The 16881-nt window shown below is 68.6% G+C and carries 17 protein-coding genes; 7 read left to right on the forward strand and 10 right to left on the reverse strand.

The window, feature by feature from the left end; translation table 11 throughout:
- Window positions 1–183 precede the first annotated feature (183 nt).
- The 5 genes from ASG27_RS13735 to ASG27_RS13755 all read left to right on the forward strand — a co-directional run bounded on the left by ASG27_RS13735 (window position 184) and on the right by ASG27_RS13755 (window position 6939).
- Window positions 184–1242: a hypothetical protein gene (locus ASG27_RS13735; RefSeq protein ID WP_056418073.1), complete on the forward strand. Its 1059-nt coding sequence runs from the start codon at window positions 184–186 to the stop codon at window positions 1240–1242.
- Window positions 1243–1248: 6 nt separating this feature from the next.
- Window positions 1249–2643 (forward strand): ankyrin repeat domain-containing protein, encoded by a 1395-nt coding sequence (locus ASG27_RS13740; RefSeq protein ID WP_156388142.1) that lies wholly within the window; start codon window positions 1249–1251, stop codon window positions 2641–2643.
- A 222-nt stretch (window positions 2644–2865) separates the two neighbouring features.
- Window positions 2866–3744 (forward strand): carboxylating nicotinate-nucleotide diphosphorylase, encoded by an 879-nt coding sequence (gene nadC, locus ASG27_RS13745; protein ID WP_056418374.1) that lies wholly within the window; start codon window positions 2866–2868, stop codon window positions 3742–3744.
- A gap of 126 nt (window positions 3745–3870) precedes the next feature.
- Window positions 3871–4995 (forward strand): quinolinate synthase NadA, encoded by a 1125-nt coding sequence (gene nadA, locus ASG27_RS13750; RefSeq protein ID WP_056418079.1) that lies wholly within the window; start codon window positions 3871–3873, stop codon window positions 4993–4995.
- A gap of 72 nt (window positions 4996–5067) precedes the next feature.
- Window positions 5068–6939 (forward strand): chorismate-binding protein, encoded by a 1872-nt coding sequence (locus tag ASG27_RS13755; protein WP_056418081.1) that lies wholly within the window; start codon window positions 5068–5070, stop codon window positions 6937–6939.
- Between the two features lie 46 nt (window positions 6940–6985).
- On the opposite strand, the gene ASG27_RS13760 is transcribed toward ASG27_RS13755, so the two are convergent.
- A complete protein-coding gene (locus ASG27_RS13760) occupies window positions 6986–7345 on the reverse strand; it encodes a 5-carboxymethyl-2-hydroxymuconate Delta-isomerase (protein ID WP_056418377.1) in 360 nt (119 codons plus the stop codon).
- A gap of 380 nt (window positions 7346–7725) precedes the next feature.
- Between ASG27_RS13760 and ASG27_RS13765 the strand changes: the two genes are divergently transcribed.
- Window positions 7726–8484, forward strand: a complete 759-nt coding sequence (locus ASG27_RS13765; RefSeq protein WP_056418084.1) for a carbonic anhydrase — start codon at window positions 7726–7728, stop codon at window positions 8482–8484.
- Window positions 8485–8527: 43 nt separating this feature from the next.
- On the opposite strand, the gene bioF is transcribed toward ASG27_RS13765, so the two are convergent.
- From bioF to ASG27_RS13810, 9 genes are all read right to left on the reverse strand, one after another.
- A complete protein-coding gene (gene bioF, locus ASG27_RS13770) occupies window positions 8528–9760 on the reverse strand; it encodes an 8-amino-7-oxononanoate synthase (protein WP_056418086.1) in 1233 nt (410 codons plus the stop codon).
- The gene (gene bioD, locus ASG27_RS13775; RefSeq protein WP_056161642.1) at window positions 9751–10422 is read right to left on the reverse strand and encodes a dethiobiotin synthase; all 672 of its coding nucleotides are present in this window, start codon (window positions 10420–10422) and stop codon (window positions 9751–9753) included. The genes bioF and bioD overlap by 10 nt, the downstream gene beginning before the upstream one ends.
- The gene (bioA, locus tag ASG27_RS13780; RefSeq protein WP_056418089.1) at window positions 10423–11760 is read right to left on the reverse strand and encodes an adenosylmethionine--8-amino-7-oxononanoate transaminase; all 1338 of its coding nucleotides are present in this window, start codon (window positions 11758–11760) and stop codon (window positions 10423–10425) included.
- Window positions 11761–11880: 120 nt separating this feature from the next.
- Entirely contained in the window at window positions 11881–12261 is a 381-nt protein-coding gene (gene panD / locus ASG27_RS13785; protein WP_056161647.1) for an aspartate 1-decarboxylase, read from the reverse strand.
- Between the two features lie 51 nt (window positions 12262–12312).
- Entirely contained in the window at window positions 12313–12687 is a 375-nt protein-coding gene (locus ASG27_RS13790; protein ID WP_056418092.1) for a 6-carboxytetrahydropterin synthase, read from the reverse strand.
- Window positions 12688–12709: 22 nt separating this feature from the next.
- Entirely contained in the window at window positions 12710–13345 is a 636-nt protein-coding gene (gene queE / locus ASG27_RS13795; protein WP_056418095.1) for a 7-carboxy-7-deazaguanine synthase, read from the reverse strand.
- Window positions 13342–14952: an L-aspartate oxidase gene (nadB, locus tag ASG27_RS13800; protein WP_056418099.1), complete on the reverse strand. Its 1611-nt coding sequence runs from the start codon at window positions 14950–14952 to the stop codon at window positions 13342–13344. Before nadB ends, queE begins: the two co-directional genes overlap by 4 nt.
- Window positions 14953–15089: 137 nt before the next feature.
- The gene (locus tag ASG27_RS13805) at window positions 15090–15932 is read right to left on the reverse strand and encodes a segregation and condensation protein A (RefSeq protein WP_056418102.1); all 843 of its coding nucleotides are present in this window, start codon (window positions 15930–15932) and stop codon (window positions 15090–15092) included.
- Window positions 15933–16018: 86 nt separating this feature from the next.
- A complete protein-coding gene (locus ASG27_RS13810; protein WP_056418107.1) occupies window positions 16019–16225 on the reverse strand; it encodes a DUF3460 family protein in 207 nt (68 codons plus the stop codon).
- A gap of 92 nt (window positions 16226–16317) precedes the next feature.
- On the opposite strand from ASG27_RS13810, the gene ASG27_RS13815 reads away from it, so the two are divergent.
- Window positions 16318–16830 (forward strand): hypothetical protein, encoded by a 513-nt coding sequence (locus ASG27_RS13815; RefSeq protein ID WP_056418110.1) that lies wholly within the window; start codon window positions 16318–16320, stop codon window positions 16828–16830.
- Window positions 16831–16881: the final 51 nt, after the last annotated feature.

The following is a 16881-nucleotide window of genomic DNA, read 5'->3' on the forward strand; positions in this document are numbered from 1 at the left end:
AAATTGCCGCGAGTCTATGCGATACCCCTGTCCCTACCGCCCTCGGAGGGCGCCCGCAGGACGTTGTAGCGGACCGCAGTGCACTGAAAGGCAACACCGGACAATTTGTCCAGTGCACCACGCCATCCACTGGCTATCATCCACCGCCATTGGCCGCTGCGTGGGGGTCCTGTGAAGAAAGACATGGAGGGGTCGATGGACTACTGGGATGGATTCGATACCAGCCACTGGAAAACCAGTGACAAGGCCTGGATGGCAGAGCGCAAGCAGCAGTGGCTGGAGGTCGAGAAGCTGCTGTACGTGCTGGACAAGAACAAGAAGGCCCGGAGCATCATCAAGCAATACTTCTTGAAGGGCCAGCTCCCCGAGTGGAAGAAGCTCCATGACTGGAGCCAAAGCTCCACCACGCGCCACCTGGACCTGCTGCTCTTTCTGTACCTGCACCCTAGCCGTGACGATGCGGTGTTGCGACCCCTGCGCGACCAGTTCATGAACAACCCCCATGCCCGTTGGAACGACCGGTTGATCGGGTTCAACGGGTTGTGGCAGATCGGTCTGAGCGAGCCTGCGTCGGGCAGCCTGCGGATGTTTCGCATGGCCGATCTGGAAAAAGAACTGCCCGCAGTGGCCGCCAGCCTGCCGCCTGCGCCCGAGCCCTTTGCGGACTGCCGACGGATCGAAGTGCATACCGAGGGCCAGACCGAACGCCTCTTCAATCTGATGTGGCCCGACGTCAAGCTGCAGACCGTGCGCCTTCCGGTGACGATCAACACCTACTACAGTCGCGCACCCCGGTACACCCTGGACTACGAAGATTTTCCAATGATGCAGCACGGCTTCACGCTGGATACGCTGTGGACCATGAGTCAATGGCTGGTGCGGCCTGAACCCCTGAACCGCGGCAGCAGCGACATGATCTTCCAGTACGAACGGCCGATGGACCTGTGGTACCACCACTGCGCGCAATCGGACGTGCCGCAGAACGCGGCGTGGCGCGAGCTGGTCATGCTGGCGGTGTACCGCATCTTTCACTTCGACGTGGACCAGGAAGGCCCTGACAGCCCGCGCACCCGCTTCGTGCACAGGGCGCGGGCTTTGCTCACGCAGCGCGAGTTTTCCGCTTCGTTCCAAGCCCTGATCGCCGCAGCCCGCAGCGGCGAGGTCGTGGTGAGCGATGCATGGGGCCAAGAAGCCAAGGTTCTGGCACCGGCCCTCTACACCAACACACGCTGCACCGGCTGAGGCCAGGTGCCCATTTCAAACCCAACCAACCAACCAAGACGAGAGTGTGGACCCATGGAAACCAGCGTATTTGTCAGTGAACCTGGAGCTTTCCGGATCCGTGTGGCCGACCATGCCGCCGCATTGAAGAACCTGCAGCGCGGGTGCCCCAAACACATGGTGATCGCGGACTACCTGCAGAACCCCGAAGAGTTCGCCAGCACGCACTACCTTGCCCGGGCGTTTGAGCTGCTGGGCACGCAATGCGATGTGGATGGTGGCGATCTGGTGCTGGTGCCTTTCGCAAGCAGCGAGAGCGTGGACCTCTCGGCCTACTACTGGGACTTCATTGAAACGTTGGCGCACGAGGAGAACCCGGGTTCCCTGTCCGAGGGGGGCAAGCTGGCGATGATCGAAGCCGGTGAGGATGTGGACGACGAGCAGGACGCCCGCCACCACGCCAGCGAAGCGGCCGATGACTTCATCAGCGCGATGGGAGATCGCAAGATCACCTTGGCTGAACTCGATGCCGTGATCGCCAGCGAAGGCAGCGTGGACTTTTGCAACTACAACGGCGACACGCCGTTGCTCGCGGCGAGTACGAGTTACCGCTGGGCCATTTCGGCGCGTGCAGATGCGCAGATGGACGGCGACACCGACACCGACACCGATAGCGACGACGAAGAAGACCCGGAAGAAACAGCCTGTGCGGCGCGGGAGTGGGAAAGGAACGTGCACAACCTGCACACCGTGCTGCAACGCCGCCCCGACATGGCCCTGCGCAACAGGGATGGCTCGGACGCCCTGGGCCTGGCGGCAGAGTCCGGCAGCGTGGAGTTCGTTGATCTGCTCATGGCACACGGCGCAACAGTCAACGCGGGCGCACTGCAGGGCGCAGTCCGCAGCTTTTCGCTGGACATGGTGCGCAAGCTCGCCCAGCACCACGCGCACCTGGCGGGGCCTGATCTGCTGCTCGTCGCTTGCTCTGCCCATAGCATCATGCCCGGCAAGCTGGAGATGGTGCGTTATCTGGTGGAGGAACTGGGCTGCGACGTGAATGCCCGCGGGACAAAGGTCGCCTGCGCGTTCAAGGGGCCGGTGGGCCGCCTTGGCACGGCCTTGATGGCGGCAGCGCTGGCGGACGATTTGGCGGTGATCCAGTACCTGCTGTCCGCCGGGGCCGACCTGCACGCGGTGGACGCGTATGGCAACACAGCGCTGCATTACTGCAGCGGCCAAACGTGGGTGAACGAGCCGGGCGGGGGGACGCTCTGGTTCGCGCTGGATGACAACCCGAAGGTCATCGACCTGCTGCGCCGGCACGGAGCGGACGACAGTGCCATCAATGTGGCAGGTAGAACGCCCGCCGATCTGTTGGCCAGCCGCCGGTCGCACGACATGTCTGACGACGGCGCGGATTGACGCCCGTGCCCGCAGCGCGGTCGGTTATCTGGGTCGGCACAGGCTTGCGGCTGCCGGTGCGAGGCGTCGCACGCCGGCCGGTCACTGGCTGTCCGCCACGGGCACTGCCGCGCATCCCGTACCACAAAGGCTGCTGCGCGACCCCTTGCGGACGATGAACACCTTGTCCGGCGCCCGTCAAAATTTCGGCGCGTCTGTGCGATGCCGCTATGCTTGCCCACCATGAAAAATCGAGACGATGAAACCGACGCGGCCGTGGCCGCGCTGGCACAGCAGGATGTGGCCCGCGCCCTGGCCGAAGACGTGGGCACCGGCGACCTCACGGCCGGGCTCATCGACCCCAGCCGCCGCGCCCGTGCCCGCATCCTGGCGCGTGAGCCCGCCGTGATCTGCGGGGCCCCCTGGGCCGAGGCCGCGCTGCGCGCGCTGGACCCCGGCGTGCAGCTCACCTGGCGCGTGCAGGAAGGCCAGCGCTGCGTGGCCGACCAGATCGTGCTGGAGATCGAAGGCCAGGCCCGCGCGCTGCTCAGCGCCGAGCGCACCGCGCTCAACTTCCTGCAACTGCTCTCGGCCGTGGCCACCAAGACGCGGCATTACGTGGACGTGGTGGCCGGCACCCGCGCGCAGATCGTCGACACCCGCAAGACCCTGCCGGGCCTGCGCCTGGCGCAGAAGTACGCCGTGCGCGTGGGCGGCGGCACCAACCACCGCATCGGCCTGCACGACGCGGTGCTGATCAAGGAAAACCACATCGCCGCGGCCGGCGGCGTGACGGCCGTGCTGCGGGCTGCGCAGGCGGTGGCGGGCCAGGCCCGATTCATCGAGATCGAGGTGGAAACGCTGGACCAGCTGGCCGAGGCCCTGCAGGCCGGCGCGAAGATGGTCCTGCTCGACAACATGCCCCTGCCCACGCTGCAGGAGGCCGTGCGCATCAACGCCGCGCACCCTGGCGGCGGTGCCATCCTCGAGATCTCGGGCGGCGTCACGCTCGAAGGGCTGCGCGCGCTGGCCGACACCGGCGTGGACCGCATTTCCATCGGCACGCTGACCAAGGACGTGCAGGCCACCGACTTTTCGATGCGCCTGCAGGACCTGGCCTGAGCCCCTGGCCGCACCCGCCCTGCGCTGGCAACCCTGCGCTGCGCAGGGTTGCCAGCGCAGGGCGGGCCGGGCCGATATGCTTACCCCTCCACGAAACCAGCCCCAGCCGCTGGTAGCAAGTACCCCATGACCACCATTGCCATCAAGGACGTCGAGTACGAGCAGCCCGCCCCGGGCGCGGACGGCGACGTCTGTTCCACCAAGCACGCCTGGGCGCGCGTGCCGCCCGAGCCCGCGCCGGCCGAGCGCGCGGCGCTCAAGGACCGCATCCGCCGCCTGCTGAAGGAAAAGAACGCGGTCATGGTGTCGCACTATTACGTGCACCCCGACCTGCAGGACCTGGCCGAAGAAACCGGCGGCCTCGTGAGCGACTCGCTGGAGATGGCGCGCTTTGGCCGCGACCACGCGGCGCAGACGCTGGTGGTGAGCGGCGTGCGCTTCATGGGCGAGACGGCCAAGATCCTGAGCCCCGAAAAAACCATCCTGATGCCTGATCTGGACGCGACCTGCTCGCTGGACCTGGGCTGCCCGATCGACGAGTTCAGCGCCTTCTGCGACGCGCACCCCGACCGCACCGTGGTGGTCTACGCCAATACCAGCGCCGCGGTGAAGGCACGCGCCGACTGGCTTGTCACCTCCAGCTGCGCCCTCGACATCGTGGGCGCCCTGAAGGCCGCGGGGCAAAAGATCCTGTGGGCACCCGACCGGCATCTTGGGGCCTACATCCAGCGCGAGACCGGCGCCGACATGGTGTTCTGGAACGGCGCCTGCATCGTGCACGACGAGTTCAAGGCCTTCGAGCTGGAAGCCCTCAAAAAGGAACACCCCCGCGCCAAGGTGCTGGTGCACCCCGAGAGCCCCGCCGACGTGGTGGCGCTGGCCGACGCCGTGGGCTCCACCAGCGCCATCCTCAAGGCTGCGCGGGATCTGGATGCCACCGAGTTCATCGTGGCCACCGACAACGGCATGATGCACAAGCTGCGCACCCTCAACCCCGGCAAGACCTTCTACGAAGCCCCCACGGCCGGCAACAGCGCCACCTGCAAGAGCTGCGCGCACTGCCCCTGGATGGCGATGAACGGCCTGGCCGACGTGGCCCGCGTGCTGGAGACCGGCGCCAACGCCATCACGGTGGACCCGGCCCTCATCCCGCGCGCCCGCCAGCCCATCGATCGCATGCTGGCTTTCACTGCGGCGCTCAAGAACGGGCAGCCCACCCCAGCGCTGGTGCCGCACCTGGGCGCTGCCTGAGGGCGTGGTGGCAATGATGCGCTATTTATTTGATAGCTGCTTGCGCTCATCCATCAAGCGGTAGGGGCGGTTTTGACTGGTATTTCGCGCATCGACTTCACCCAGCCGCAGGATGCCGACAGGCCGCGCCTGCGCCACGCGTTCGGTGTGCCGCGCGAGGTGCTGGTGGCGCGCGACCTGGCCGGTGTGCGCGGTGTGCTCGACGCCGTGCATGCGGCGGCCGCGGCAGGGCGTTGGTGCGTGGGGTATGTGCGCTACGAGGCTGCTGCCGCGTTCGATGCTGCGCTGCAGACCCATGCGGCCGATGGCCCGCTGGCGTGGTTTGCGGTGCACGACGCACCCCTGCCGTGGCCCGCCGACGCGGCGGGTGCAGCCCCCCAAGACCCTGCCGAAGTGGCCTGGACCGGCGCCCCGGGCCGCGCCGCCTTCGATGACGCCATGGCGCGCATCCAGCATGCCATCGGCGCGGGCGAGCTGTACCAGGTCAACCACACGGCGCCGCTGACGGGTACGCTGCAGGGCAGCCCCGCCGGGCTGTTTGCAGCGCTGCTGCGGGCGCAGCCTGGCGGCTACGCCGCGCACATCGACGCGGGCGGCGAGCAGGTGCTGTCGGTGTCGCCCGAACTCTTCTTCGACTGGCAGGACGCGCCCGAGGGCGGCAGCATCCTGGCGCGCCCCATGAAGGGCACCGCCCCGCGCGGCGCCACGCCTGAGCAGGATGCGGCCCGTGCCGACCACCTGCGCACGGCGCCCAAGGAGCGTGCCGAGAACGTGATGATCGTGGACCTGCTGCGCAACGACCTTTCGCGCATCGCGCTGCCGCACAGCGTGCAGGTGCCCGCACTGTTCGCCACCCAGTCCTTGCCCACCGTGTGGCAGATGACGTCCGACGTGGTGGCGCGCACGCGGCCCGGCACCACGCTCACCGACGTGTTCGCGGCGCTGTTCCCGTGTGGCTCCGTCACCGGCGCGCCCAAGGTGCGGGCCATGCAGATGATCCATGCGCTCGAAGGCCAGCCCCGGGGCGTGTACTGCGGCGCCGTGGGCGTGGTGCGGCCCGCGGGGCGAATGAGAAAGGCGGGGCCGGGCGGCGCCACCCACGCCGTGTCCGCCACCTTCAATGTGCCGATCCGCACCGTGGTGCTCCACGGGGGGCGCGGACCGGAAGATGGGTGGAGCGCCACCTGCGGCATCGGCAGCGGCATCACCTCGGGCGCCGAAGCTGCCGCAGAATGGCAGGAGTGGCGCCACAAGCGCGCATTCGTGGAGCGCGCGAGCATGCCTTTCGAGATCCTGGAAACACTGGCCCTGAACGACGGCAAGTTCCGCCATGCCGACCTGCACGTGGCGCGCATGGGCCAGGCGGCGGTGCACTTCGGCTATCCGTGGAACGCCCATGCCGTGCGGCAAGAGCTGCAGATCGCGGCGCTGCAGAACTTCAACGGCGCCTGGCGCGTGCGGCTGCTGCTGGCCGCCGACGGCAGTGCGCGCGCCGAAGCCTTTGCCCTGCAGCCCACCGCGGAGCCCGTGCGCCTGCAGTTGGCCGCCACCGCCTTCGAAGCGGCCCACGGCGAGTTCGTGCGGCACAAGACCACCCGCCGCGCGCACTACGCGGCGTATGCGCCCACCACGCCGGGCGTGTTCGACACCGTGCTGTGGAACGACGCGGGCGAGATCACCGAGAGCACCTTCGGCAACATCGCCGTGCTGCTGGACGGCCAGTGGGTCACCCCGCCCCTGGCCTGCGGCCTGCTGCCTGGCGTGGGGCGGGCCGTGGCGCTGCGCGAAGGGCAGGTGGCCGAAGCCGTGGTGCACCTGGCCGACTTGCCGCGCGTGCAGGGCTGGGCCTTCATCAACAGCCTGCGCGGCTGGCTGCAGGCGCAGATGGACGCGCCCGGCGTACTGCCGCAGGTGGCCGGACCCGCGGACCGCGAAGCCCGCTGAACGCGGGGCCCGCTGCTGCCGCTGGCATGCGGCGGCTATCGGAGGGTCAGAGCCGTTCCTTGGCGTAGGAGCCGCGGTCCATGTCCACCACCTCCACGCTCAATTGCACCAGCACGCCGGCAGGCCGGGGCGAGAGCTCGCGCAGCACCGCGGCCACGCGGCCGGAGAGGTCCTTCTTGGCCTCGGGCGAGCGGCCAGCCAGCAGGCGCAGTTGTGCATGCACAAAGGCGCGGTTGGCTGGTGCAGTGCCGATCTCGAAACTGTCGGCCACCACGAAGCGGGTCTTCAGGTCGGCTTCGTCCTGGATTTCGGGGTGGGCGCACAGCTGGGCGTTCAGGGCCTTGAGCGCCTCGGCTTCGGGGAAGTGCGGCAGGTTGCTGGTGTATTCGACGACGAGATGGGGCATGGTGAAGGGTCCGTTCAGGGGCATGTGCCGCATCGGCAGGCACACAGGGCACAAAGGTTGCGCACCCGGCGCCAGTTTAAGGGGCTGGATGGTGCCGGCGGGGCGGCGTGCCCTCGTGGGGGTGTGGCCCAAGCGCAGCCAGCGCGCCACAAACCACAGATTTCTTATCGCTTCCTTAAGCTCGCCCAGTTCGGGCGCTGTCGTGGCCCGGTACCGACGGTGGCGGCCATTCGTATCATTTGTGTTGCAACTCAGCAGGCAGGTGCGCAGAATATGGCGCGTTCGGCCGCAGAGCAGGCCCTGGCCGGGCGTCGTGTGTTCGGCAAGGGATTGAACGCGCGCAGATCGATGATTGCCTGTTCACCATCCCCCTCCATGCCATGACCCACCCTGCATTCGTCCGACACATCGCCCTGGCCGCCATCGCACTGTGCACCGCTGCCGCTGCCAACGCACAAGGCGCCAACCCGCACTGGGAATACAAAGGCAAACACGGCGCCACCCACTGGGGCGAGCTGGAAGCAGGCTTCGAAGCCTGCGCGCGCGGCGCGGCGCAAAGCCCGGTGAACATCCGCAAGACGGTGAAGGAAGCGCTGCCCGCGCTCGACTTTCAGTACACGCCCGCCGCCCCCACGCTGCTCAACAACGGCCACACGGTGCAGGTCAACATGCCCGCCGGCAGCAAGCTGGTGGTGGACGGCAAGCCGATGGAGCTGCTGCAGTTCCACTTCCACACGCCCAGCGAAGAAGCCATTGGCGGCAAACGCGCGGCCATGGTGGCGCACTTCGTGCACAAGGCCGAAGACGGCACGCTGGGCGTGGTGGCCGTGCTGATCCAGCCCGGCAAGGCCAATGCCGCCTGGGCCCCGATCTTTGCCCACCTGCCCCGTGCGGGCGAGCAGGTCACGGTGAACGGACTCTCCCTCGACGCCAGCAGCCTGCTGCCTGCCAGCAAGGGCTACTACAGCTTTGCCGGGTCGCTGACCACGCCGCCATGCTCCGAAGGCGTGCAGTGGATGGTGCTCAAGGAGCCCGTCAAGCTCAGCCCGCAGCAGATCAATGCGTTCCGCCACATGTACAGCGCCAACGCACGGCCGCTGCAGCCCATCAACAGCCGGGTGATCAAGGAAAGCATCTGAGGACTGCCGAAGGACCGGGGACCCACCCCGATCCTTCGAGCGGCTAGCCCAGACGCTCTGCCGCATGCTGGCGCAACGCGGCCAGCAGGTCTTTCACATCGGCCTCGGTGTGCGCGGCAGACAGTGCGATGCGCAGCCGTGCCGTACCCGCCGGCACCGTGGGTGGCCGAATGGCCGGCACCCACAGGCCCTGCGCGCGCAGGCTGTCCATGGCGGCCAGCGCGGCTTCGTTGCTGCCCACCACCAGTGCCTGCACAGGCGTGTGCGACGGCAGCAGGTGCCAGGCCATTGGTGCGGGCAGCGCCGCCAGGCCACCGCGCAACTGGGTGATGCGGGCCTGCAGGTGCGCGCGGCGGTCGTCGGCCGCGGCGATCAGCACCAGGCTTTCGCGCAGCGCGCTGGCCAGCAGCGCCGGGGCCGCGGTGGCAAAGATGTAGGTGCGCGTTTTCTGCAGCAGCCATTCGATGAGTGCGGCATCACCCGCCACGAAGGCGCCGGCCACGCCCGCGGCCTTGCCCAGCGTGGCCATGTAGAGCACGCGGCGCGCGGCATTCGCACCCGTCAAACCCGCCTGCGCCAGGCTGCCGCGCCCCTGGGGCCCCAGCACGCCGAAGCCGTGCGCGTCGTCCAGCAGCAGCAAGGCGTCGTAGCGCTCGCACAGCGCCAGCAGGGCAGGGATGTCGATCAGGTCGCCGTCCATGCTGAACACCGCATCGCTGATCACCAGCTTGCGCCGGGCGGGGCTGGCGGCCAGGGCGGCCTCCAGCGCGGGCAGGTCGGCGTGCGGGTACCGGTGGATGGTGGCGCGCGACAGGCGGGCGCCGTCGATCAGGCAGGCGTGGTTGAGCGCATCGGAGAACACCGCATCGCCATCGCCCACCAGCGCCGGGATGATGCCCGCGTTGGTGGCGTAGCCCGCGTAGAAGTACAGCGCACGGGGCAGTTGCACGAAGGCGGCCAGGTCGTGCTCCAGCGCGGCGTTGGCGGCGCTGTGGCCGCTGACCAGGGGCGAACCGCCCGAGCCCACGCCGAAGGTGTGCGTGGCCTCGCGCGCGGCCTGCGCCAGCGCGGGATGGCTGGCCAGGCCCAGGTAGTCGTTGCTGCAGAACGCCAGCATGGGCTGGCCGTCCACCAGCAGGCGTGCGCCGCCTGCCGGCTCCACCACGCGGCGGCGGCGCAGCAGGTGTGCGCGCTCGATGTCGGCCAGGCGGCCCGGGATCTCATCGAGCCACGATGTTGCGGTCGAGCCCGCAGCGGACGTGCCGGTCACAGCCATGCCGGCGGCAGCTCCAGCTGCATGCTGCGTGCCTCGGGCAGGTCCTGGTAGGGCACCTCGGCCAGCAGCGGGGCGCCCAGGCGGGCGCGCAGGAAGGCAATGTTGTCGCCGGCCGCTTCCATGCCGGGGTCCATGCGGTTGGCCACCCAGCCGATGAGCGTGAGGCCGCGCGCGCGGATGGCCTCGGCCGTCAGCAGCGCGTGGTTCAGGCAGCCCAGGCGCAGGCCCACCACCAGCACCACGGGCAGTGCCAGGGCCTGGGCCAGGTCGGCGCCGGTGAGCGTGTCGGACAGCGGCACCAGAAAGCCGCCTGCGCCTTCCACCACCACGGCGTCCGCCTGCGCCGCCAGCGCCTGGTAGCTGCGCACGATGGCCGCGATGTCGATCTCCACGCCGGCCCGCGCCGCCGCGATGTGGGGCGAGAGCGGGTCGGGCAGCAGCACGGGGTTGTCCAGCTCGGGCGCCACGGCCAGGGTGGAGGCCGAGCGCAGTGCGATGGCATCCTCGCTGGCCCAGTCCTCGCCCCAGGGCACCAGGCCCGCGGCCACGGGCTTCATGCCCACCACGTGGCGGTGGTGCGGCGCCAGCGCGTGCAGCAGGCCGGCGGACACCAGCGTCTTGCCGACGCCGGTGTCGGTGCCGGTCACAAAACATCCAATCATTTAAATTTCCTCTTGCAGGGTGGCGTCGAGCGCGTCGAGCGCGCCGCGGGCCAGGCATTGCACGGCCTCGTTGTCGAGCAGATAGGGCGGCATGGCGTACAGGGTCTTGCCGATGGGACGCAGCACCAGCCCGCGCGCCATGGCGTGCTGGTGGTAGCGGCGGGCAAAGTCGGGCAGAGAAGTGTCCACGTCCCACGCCCAGATCATCCCCTGGCGCCGCGCATGGTGCACGCGTGGGTGGTGGGTGATGGGTGCGCATGCCGCGTCGATGCGCAGGGCCAGCGCGGCATTGGCATTCAAGGCATCGAGCTCATCGAACAGTTCCAGCGTGGCCAGCGCCGCGCGGCAGGCCAGCGGGTTGCCGGTGTACGAGTGCGAATGCAAAAAGCCGCGCGCCACGTCGTCGTCGTAGAACGCGGCGTACACCGCATCGGTGGTCAGCACGGCCGACAGCGGCAGCGTGCCGCCGGTGAGGCCCTTGGACAGGCAGATGAAGTCCGGCCTAATGCCCGCCTGCTGGTGCGCGAACATCGTGCCCGTGCGGCCAAAGCCCACGGCGATTTCGTCCACCAACAGGTGCACCTCATAGCGGTCGCACAGCTCGCGCGCCCGGCGCAGGTAGTCGGGGCTGTGCATCGCCATGCCGGCGGCGCACTGCACCAGCGGCTCGACGATGAAGGCCGCGGTGGTTGCGTGGTGTTCTGCCAGCCAGCCTTCCAGGCCCGCTGCGGCGCGCTGCGCCACATCGTCAGCGGTCTCGCCAGCGGCGGCGCCGCGCGCATCGGGGCTGGGCACGGTGTCGGCCAGGCGCACCAGCGGCGCGTACGCCTCGCGGAAGATCGCGATGTCCGTCACGGCCAGCGCGCCCACGGTTTCGCCGTGGTAGCCGCCGGCCAGGCCCACGAAACGGCTCTTGGCGGGGCGGCCGGTGTTGCGCCAGTAGTGCGCGCTCATCTTCAGCGCGATCTCGGTGGCGGCTGCGCCGTCGCTGCCGTAGAACGCGTGGCCCAGGCCGGTGAGCGCAGCCAGGCGCTCGGACAGCTCCACCACTGGCTCGTGTGTGAAGCCTGCCAGCATCACGTGGTCGAGCTTGCCCAGTTGGTCCACCAGCGCGGCCTTTATGTGCGGGTGGCTGTGGCCGAACAGGTTGACCCACCAGGAGCTGATGCCGTCCAGGTACCGCTGGCCGTCGGTGCCGTACAGCCAGGGGCCCTGCGCGCGGGCGATGGCCACGGGCGGCTGGGCCTCGTGCCGCTTCATCTGCGTGCAGGGGTGCCAGACGCTGGCAAGGCTGCGCGCGGCCAGGGTGTCGGGTGGAGGTTGTGGGGTCGCACTCATGCGGATTTGCGCCGGTTCATTGCCTTCACAGCCGTTCGGGCTGAGCTTGTCGAAGCCTCGCGCGGCGCTTGGACAGGCTCAGCGTGAACGGGGTCGGGTAAGTTTGCAGACAAAGTGAAATCACAGCGCCTGGGTGGGCACCGCGTGGCGCAGTTCCGTCTGGCGGTTGTTCTCGTCCACGAACACCAGCTGTGGCTGGTGCGTGGCCACCTGGTCCTCATGCACCTGGGCGAAGGCCGCGATGATGATCAGGTCGCCCACCGACGCGCGGCGTGCGGCCGAGCCGTTGACCGAAATCATTCCGCTGCCGCGCTGGCCCTTGATGGCATAGGTGATGAAGCGCTCGCCGTTGTTGATGTTCCAGAGGTGCACCTGCTCGTTCTCGGCGATGTCGGCCGCATCGAGCAGGTCTTCGTCGATGGCGCAGGAGCCCTCGTAGTGCAGCTCGCACTGGGTCACGGCCACGCGGTGGATCTTGGATTTGAGCAGGGTGCGGAACATCGGGCGTCCTGGGTTGGCGTCTGAAAATTGTGGCGGTGCGGGCGGTCTGCGTCAGGCCACGGGCAGGTCCAGCGTGCAGCTGTCGCCCAGCGCGTCGCGCCAGACGCGCACCCGGCTCACGCGTGGCTGCAGGTCGGCGGGCAGGGCCGCTGCGATGAACACGCACAGGTTCTCCAGCGTGGGGGTGCCCAGGCCGGGCACGTCGTCCAGCAGGTGGTGGTCCAGCTGCTCGCGCACCACGGCCAGGCCCTGGCGCAGCAGGCCCAGGTCCAGCACCATGCCGGTGGCGGGGTCGCGCGGGCCGCTCAGCGAAACCTCGGCATGGTAGGTGTGGCCGTGCACGCGGCGGCTGCCTTCGGCCTCGATCTCGCGGCGCAGGGTGTGGGCGGCGTCGAAGAAAAAGCGCTGGGAAATGGTGAACAACATAGGACTGACGGAGAGATTCGGTTCACCGGATGCCGGTGAGCTTGTGGGTTTGCAGGCTCAGGCGCCACGCGGGGTTGGCCATGCAGGCGTCGATGCAGGCGGCAATGTTCTGGCGCTGCAGCAGGCCATCCATGGGCTGCAAGAAGCGATGGCTGAACTGGGTGTCACGCTCCAGCGCCTGCAGGTCGAACCCGGGCTGGGGCCACACGAGCTTGAGCTCCTGCCCGCTGCGCTGCACGAAGGGCGCGCCCGCCTTGGGGCTGATGCACAGCCAGTCGATGCCGTCCGGCGCCTTCACCGTGCCGTTGCTCTCCACGGCAATGCGGAACTGCTGCGCATGCAGCGCGTCGATGAGGGCGGCGTCCACCTGCAGCAGGGGCTCGCCGCCGGTCAGCACCACCAGGCGGTGGCCCGCGCCCGCAGGCCACTGCGCGGCGATGGTCTCGGCCAGCCGCTCGGCGGTGTCGAACTTGCCGCCCAGCGTGCCGTCGGTGCCCACGAAGTCGGTGTCGCAGAACTGGCAGACGGCCTGCGCGCGGTCCTGCTCGCGGCCGGTCCAGAGGTTGCAGCCCGCAAAGCGGCAGAACACGGCCGGCGTGCCCGCCTGGCCGCCTTCGCCCTGCAGGGTGTAGAAGATTTCCTTGACGCTGTAGGTCATGGCCGCAGGCTCGGTTTTTCGGCGGTGCGTTTGACCACGGGGGGAACGAGAATGGTGGGCGCAGCGGGAGCGGCCAGCTCGGGGTAGTCGCGGCTGAAGTGCAGGCCCCGGCTTTCGCGGCGCATCTGCGCGCTCTGCACGATGAGGTCGGCCACCTGCACCAGGTTGCGCAGCTCCAGCAGGTCGCGCGTGACGTGGAAGTTCGCGTAGAACTCGTTGATCTCGCCCTGCAGCGTGGCGATGCGGTGCGCGGCGCGCTCCAGGCGCTTGTTGGTGCGCACGATGCCCACGTAGTCCCACATGAAGCGGCGCAGCTCGTCCCAGTTGTGCGAGATGACCACGCACTCGTCGGCGTCGGTCACGCGGCTGTCGTCCCAGGCGGGCAGGGCGGGCAGGTCTGCCGCGGGCGCTGCGGCAATGGCCTGGGCAGCGGCGCGCGCGAACACCATGCATTCGAGCAGCGAGTTGCTGGCCAGCCGGTTGGCGCCGTGCAGGCCGGTGCAGGCCACCTCGCCCACCGCAAAGAGGCCCGGCAGGTCGGTGCGGCCCGCCAGGTCGGTCAGCACGCCGCCGCAGGTGAAGTGCGCGGTGGGCACCACGGGAATGGGCTCCTTGGTGATGTCGATGCCCAGCGCCGCGCAGTGCGCGAGGATGTTCGGAAAGTGCTCCTGCAAAAACGCCGGGCTCTGGTGCGAGATATCGAGGTGCACGCAGTCCAGGCCGTGTTTCTTCATCTCGAAGTCGATGGCGCGGGCCACCACGTCGCGCGGGGCCAGCTCGGCGCGCGGGTCGTGGTCGGGCATGAAGCGGGTGCCATCGGGGAGTTTGAGCTGGCCGCCCTCGCCGCGCACGGCCTCGCTGATGAGGAAGGACTTTTCGTGCGGGTGGTACAGCCCCGTGGGGTGGAACTGGATGAACTCCATGTTGGCCACGCGGCAGCCCGCGCGCCACGCGGCGGCAATGCCGTCGCCCGTGGCGGTGTCGGGGTTGGTGGTGTACAGGTACACCTTGCCCGCGCCGCCCGTGGCCAGGATGGTCTGCGGCGCGCGGAAGGTCACGACGGAGTCGGTGGCGTCGTCCAGCGCATACAGGCCCAGGCACCGGTGGCTGGGCAATCCCAGCTTGTGTGTGGTGATCAGGTCCACCAGCGTGTGGTGCTCGAACACGGTGATACCGGGCGTGGCGCGCACCACGTCCATCAGCGTGCGCTGCACGGCCGCGCCGGTGGCGTCGGTCACGTGGGCGATGCGCCGGGCGCTGTGGCCGCCTTCGCGGGTCAGGTGCAGCTGGTCGCCTTCGAGCGTGAAGGGCACGCCCAGCTCGCGCAGCCAGGCGATCGATGCGGGCGCGTTCTCCACCACGAAGCGCGTGGTGGCCAGGTCGCACAGGCCAGCGCCTGCGACCAGCGTGTCCTCGATGTGCGCCGCAAAGCTGTCGTCATCGGCCAGCACGGCGGCAATGCCGCCCTGCGCCCAGCCGCTGGAGCCATCCTGCAGCGCGCGCTTGGTGATCACCGCCACGCGGTGCGTGGGGGCGAGGTGCAGCGCGGCCGAAAGGCCGGCCAGGCCGCTGCCTACGATGAGGACGTCGAAGTCGTGGGATGCCATATGGGGTCCGTAGTTGCCGTTGGAACCGGCGCTGCTTCAGGCCAGTGCCACCGTGGAACTGGCTTCGCCAGGCCGCCGGTGGCGTCCCCCTCCCGCGCAGCGAGAAAGGGGGAAGCGGCGCAGCCGCTCAGGGGGTGTCATGCCGGTACATAAGCCAGGCGCACGTAGATCGGCGCGAAGGCTTCGGCCTGCGTGATCTCGATCAGCGTCTCCTTGGCCAGCTCCAGCAGCGCGATGAAGGTCACGACCAGCACGGTGCTGCCGTTCTCGGGCTCGAAGAGTTCTTCGAACTCGACGAACCGGCGGCCCTGCAGGGTCTTGAGCACCATGCTCATGTACTCGCGCACCGACAGCTCCTCGCGCGTGATCTTGTGGTGCTGCACGAGCTTGGCGCGCTTCAAGATGTCGCGCCACGCGTCCTGCAGCTCCACCACGTGCACGTCCGGAAAGCGCGGCTGCAGGCTTTGTTCGATGTAGACCTGCGCCTTCAGGAAGTCGCGGCCGTACTGCGGCAGCTGCCCCAGGCGGGCGGCGGCCATTTTCATCTGCTCGTACTCGAGCAGGCGGCGCACCAGCTCGGCGCGCGGGTCCTCGGGCTCCTCGCTGCCTTCCTGCTTCTTGGGCGGCAGCAGCATGCGCGACTTGATCTCGATCAGCATCGCCGCCATCAGCAGGTATTCGGCCGCCAGCTCCAGGTTGCGGCTGCGGATCTCGTCCACATACGCCAGGTACTGCTTGGTGACCCCCACCATGGGGATGTCGAGGATGTTGAAGTTCTGCTTTCTGATCAGGTACAGCAACAGGTCCAGCGGGCCTTCGAAGGCCTCGAGGAAGACCTCCAGCGCGTCGGGCGGGATGTACAGGTCGGTGGGCAGCGCGAACAGCGGCTCGCCGTACAGGCGCGCGAGCGCTACCTGGTCGACCACGTCGGGCATGCTGCCCACGCCGCCTGCGGCATCGGCTTCGCGCGATGGGGTCATGGATTGCTATTGAAAATATAGCTGCCAGCGCTTGTGCACAAAGCGGTGGAGGCTATCTGGAGGCCCGATGGGAGCGCCAATGCGGGTCAGTCCGCGTTGGTCTGGTACACGTAGGGCTTCTGGGCGACCTGGCCGTCACGGTATTCCACCCAGATCTTGCGGTCTACCTGCTTGTCCCACAGGAGGGCGCGGCCCGCCTGTTGCTGCTGGTCCAGCGCCGGATGGCTGGTCTTGAGCTGGTTGATGAACTGGGTAGCGTCGGACTGGTAGTCGGGGCGGCGGAAAATGGACATGGACTGTTAACCTCTTTCAGTGGGCGTGTTCTGCACTGCCGTGAGCACGCAGGAGTGCATCGCAAGCCCGCTGATTTTACCGGGACCGACTTATGCCTTTGATATATCGCGCGGCCACGCTGGCCATCGCCGCTTTTTCGCTGCTGGCGCTCACCGCCTGCGACCCCCAGCGCATCAGTGAACTGAAGGAGGGCGTGTCGACCGAAGCCGACGTGCGCGACCGCTTCGGCGCCCCCGACAACGTGTGGGACGAGCCCGGCGGCGCCCGCACCTTCGAGTACAACCGCCAGCCCGCGGGCCAGGTCAACTACATGATCACCCTGGGCCCCGATGGCCGCATGACGGCCCTGCGCCAGGTGCTCACGCCCGAGAACTTCGCCCGCGTGCAACCCGGCCAGCGCATGGACGAAGTCCGCCGCCTGCTGGGCAAGCCCGCCAAGGTCACGCCCTACGCGCTGAAAAATGAAACCCACGTCGATTGGCGCTACCTGGAGGGCTCCAACCAGGCCAAGGTGTTCACGGTGGTGCACGGGCCCGACCACGTCGTGCTGCGCACGCAGACGGGCCCCGACCTGGACGCCCCCGAGTTCAAGGGCGGCAAGTAAGTGAGCGGCGCGGCTGTCATGGCGGGGCCACGGCTGGCATGGATGATGCTG

This window comes from Acidovorax sp. Leaf191, assembly GCF_001424425.1.
Lineage (GTDB): Bacteria > Pseudomonadota > Gammaproteobacteria > Burkholderiales > Burkholderiaceae_C > Acidovorax.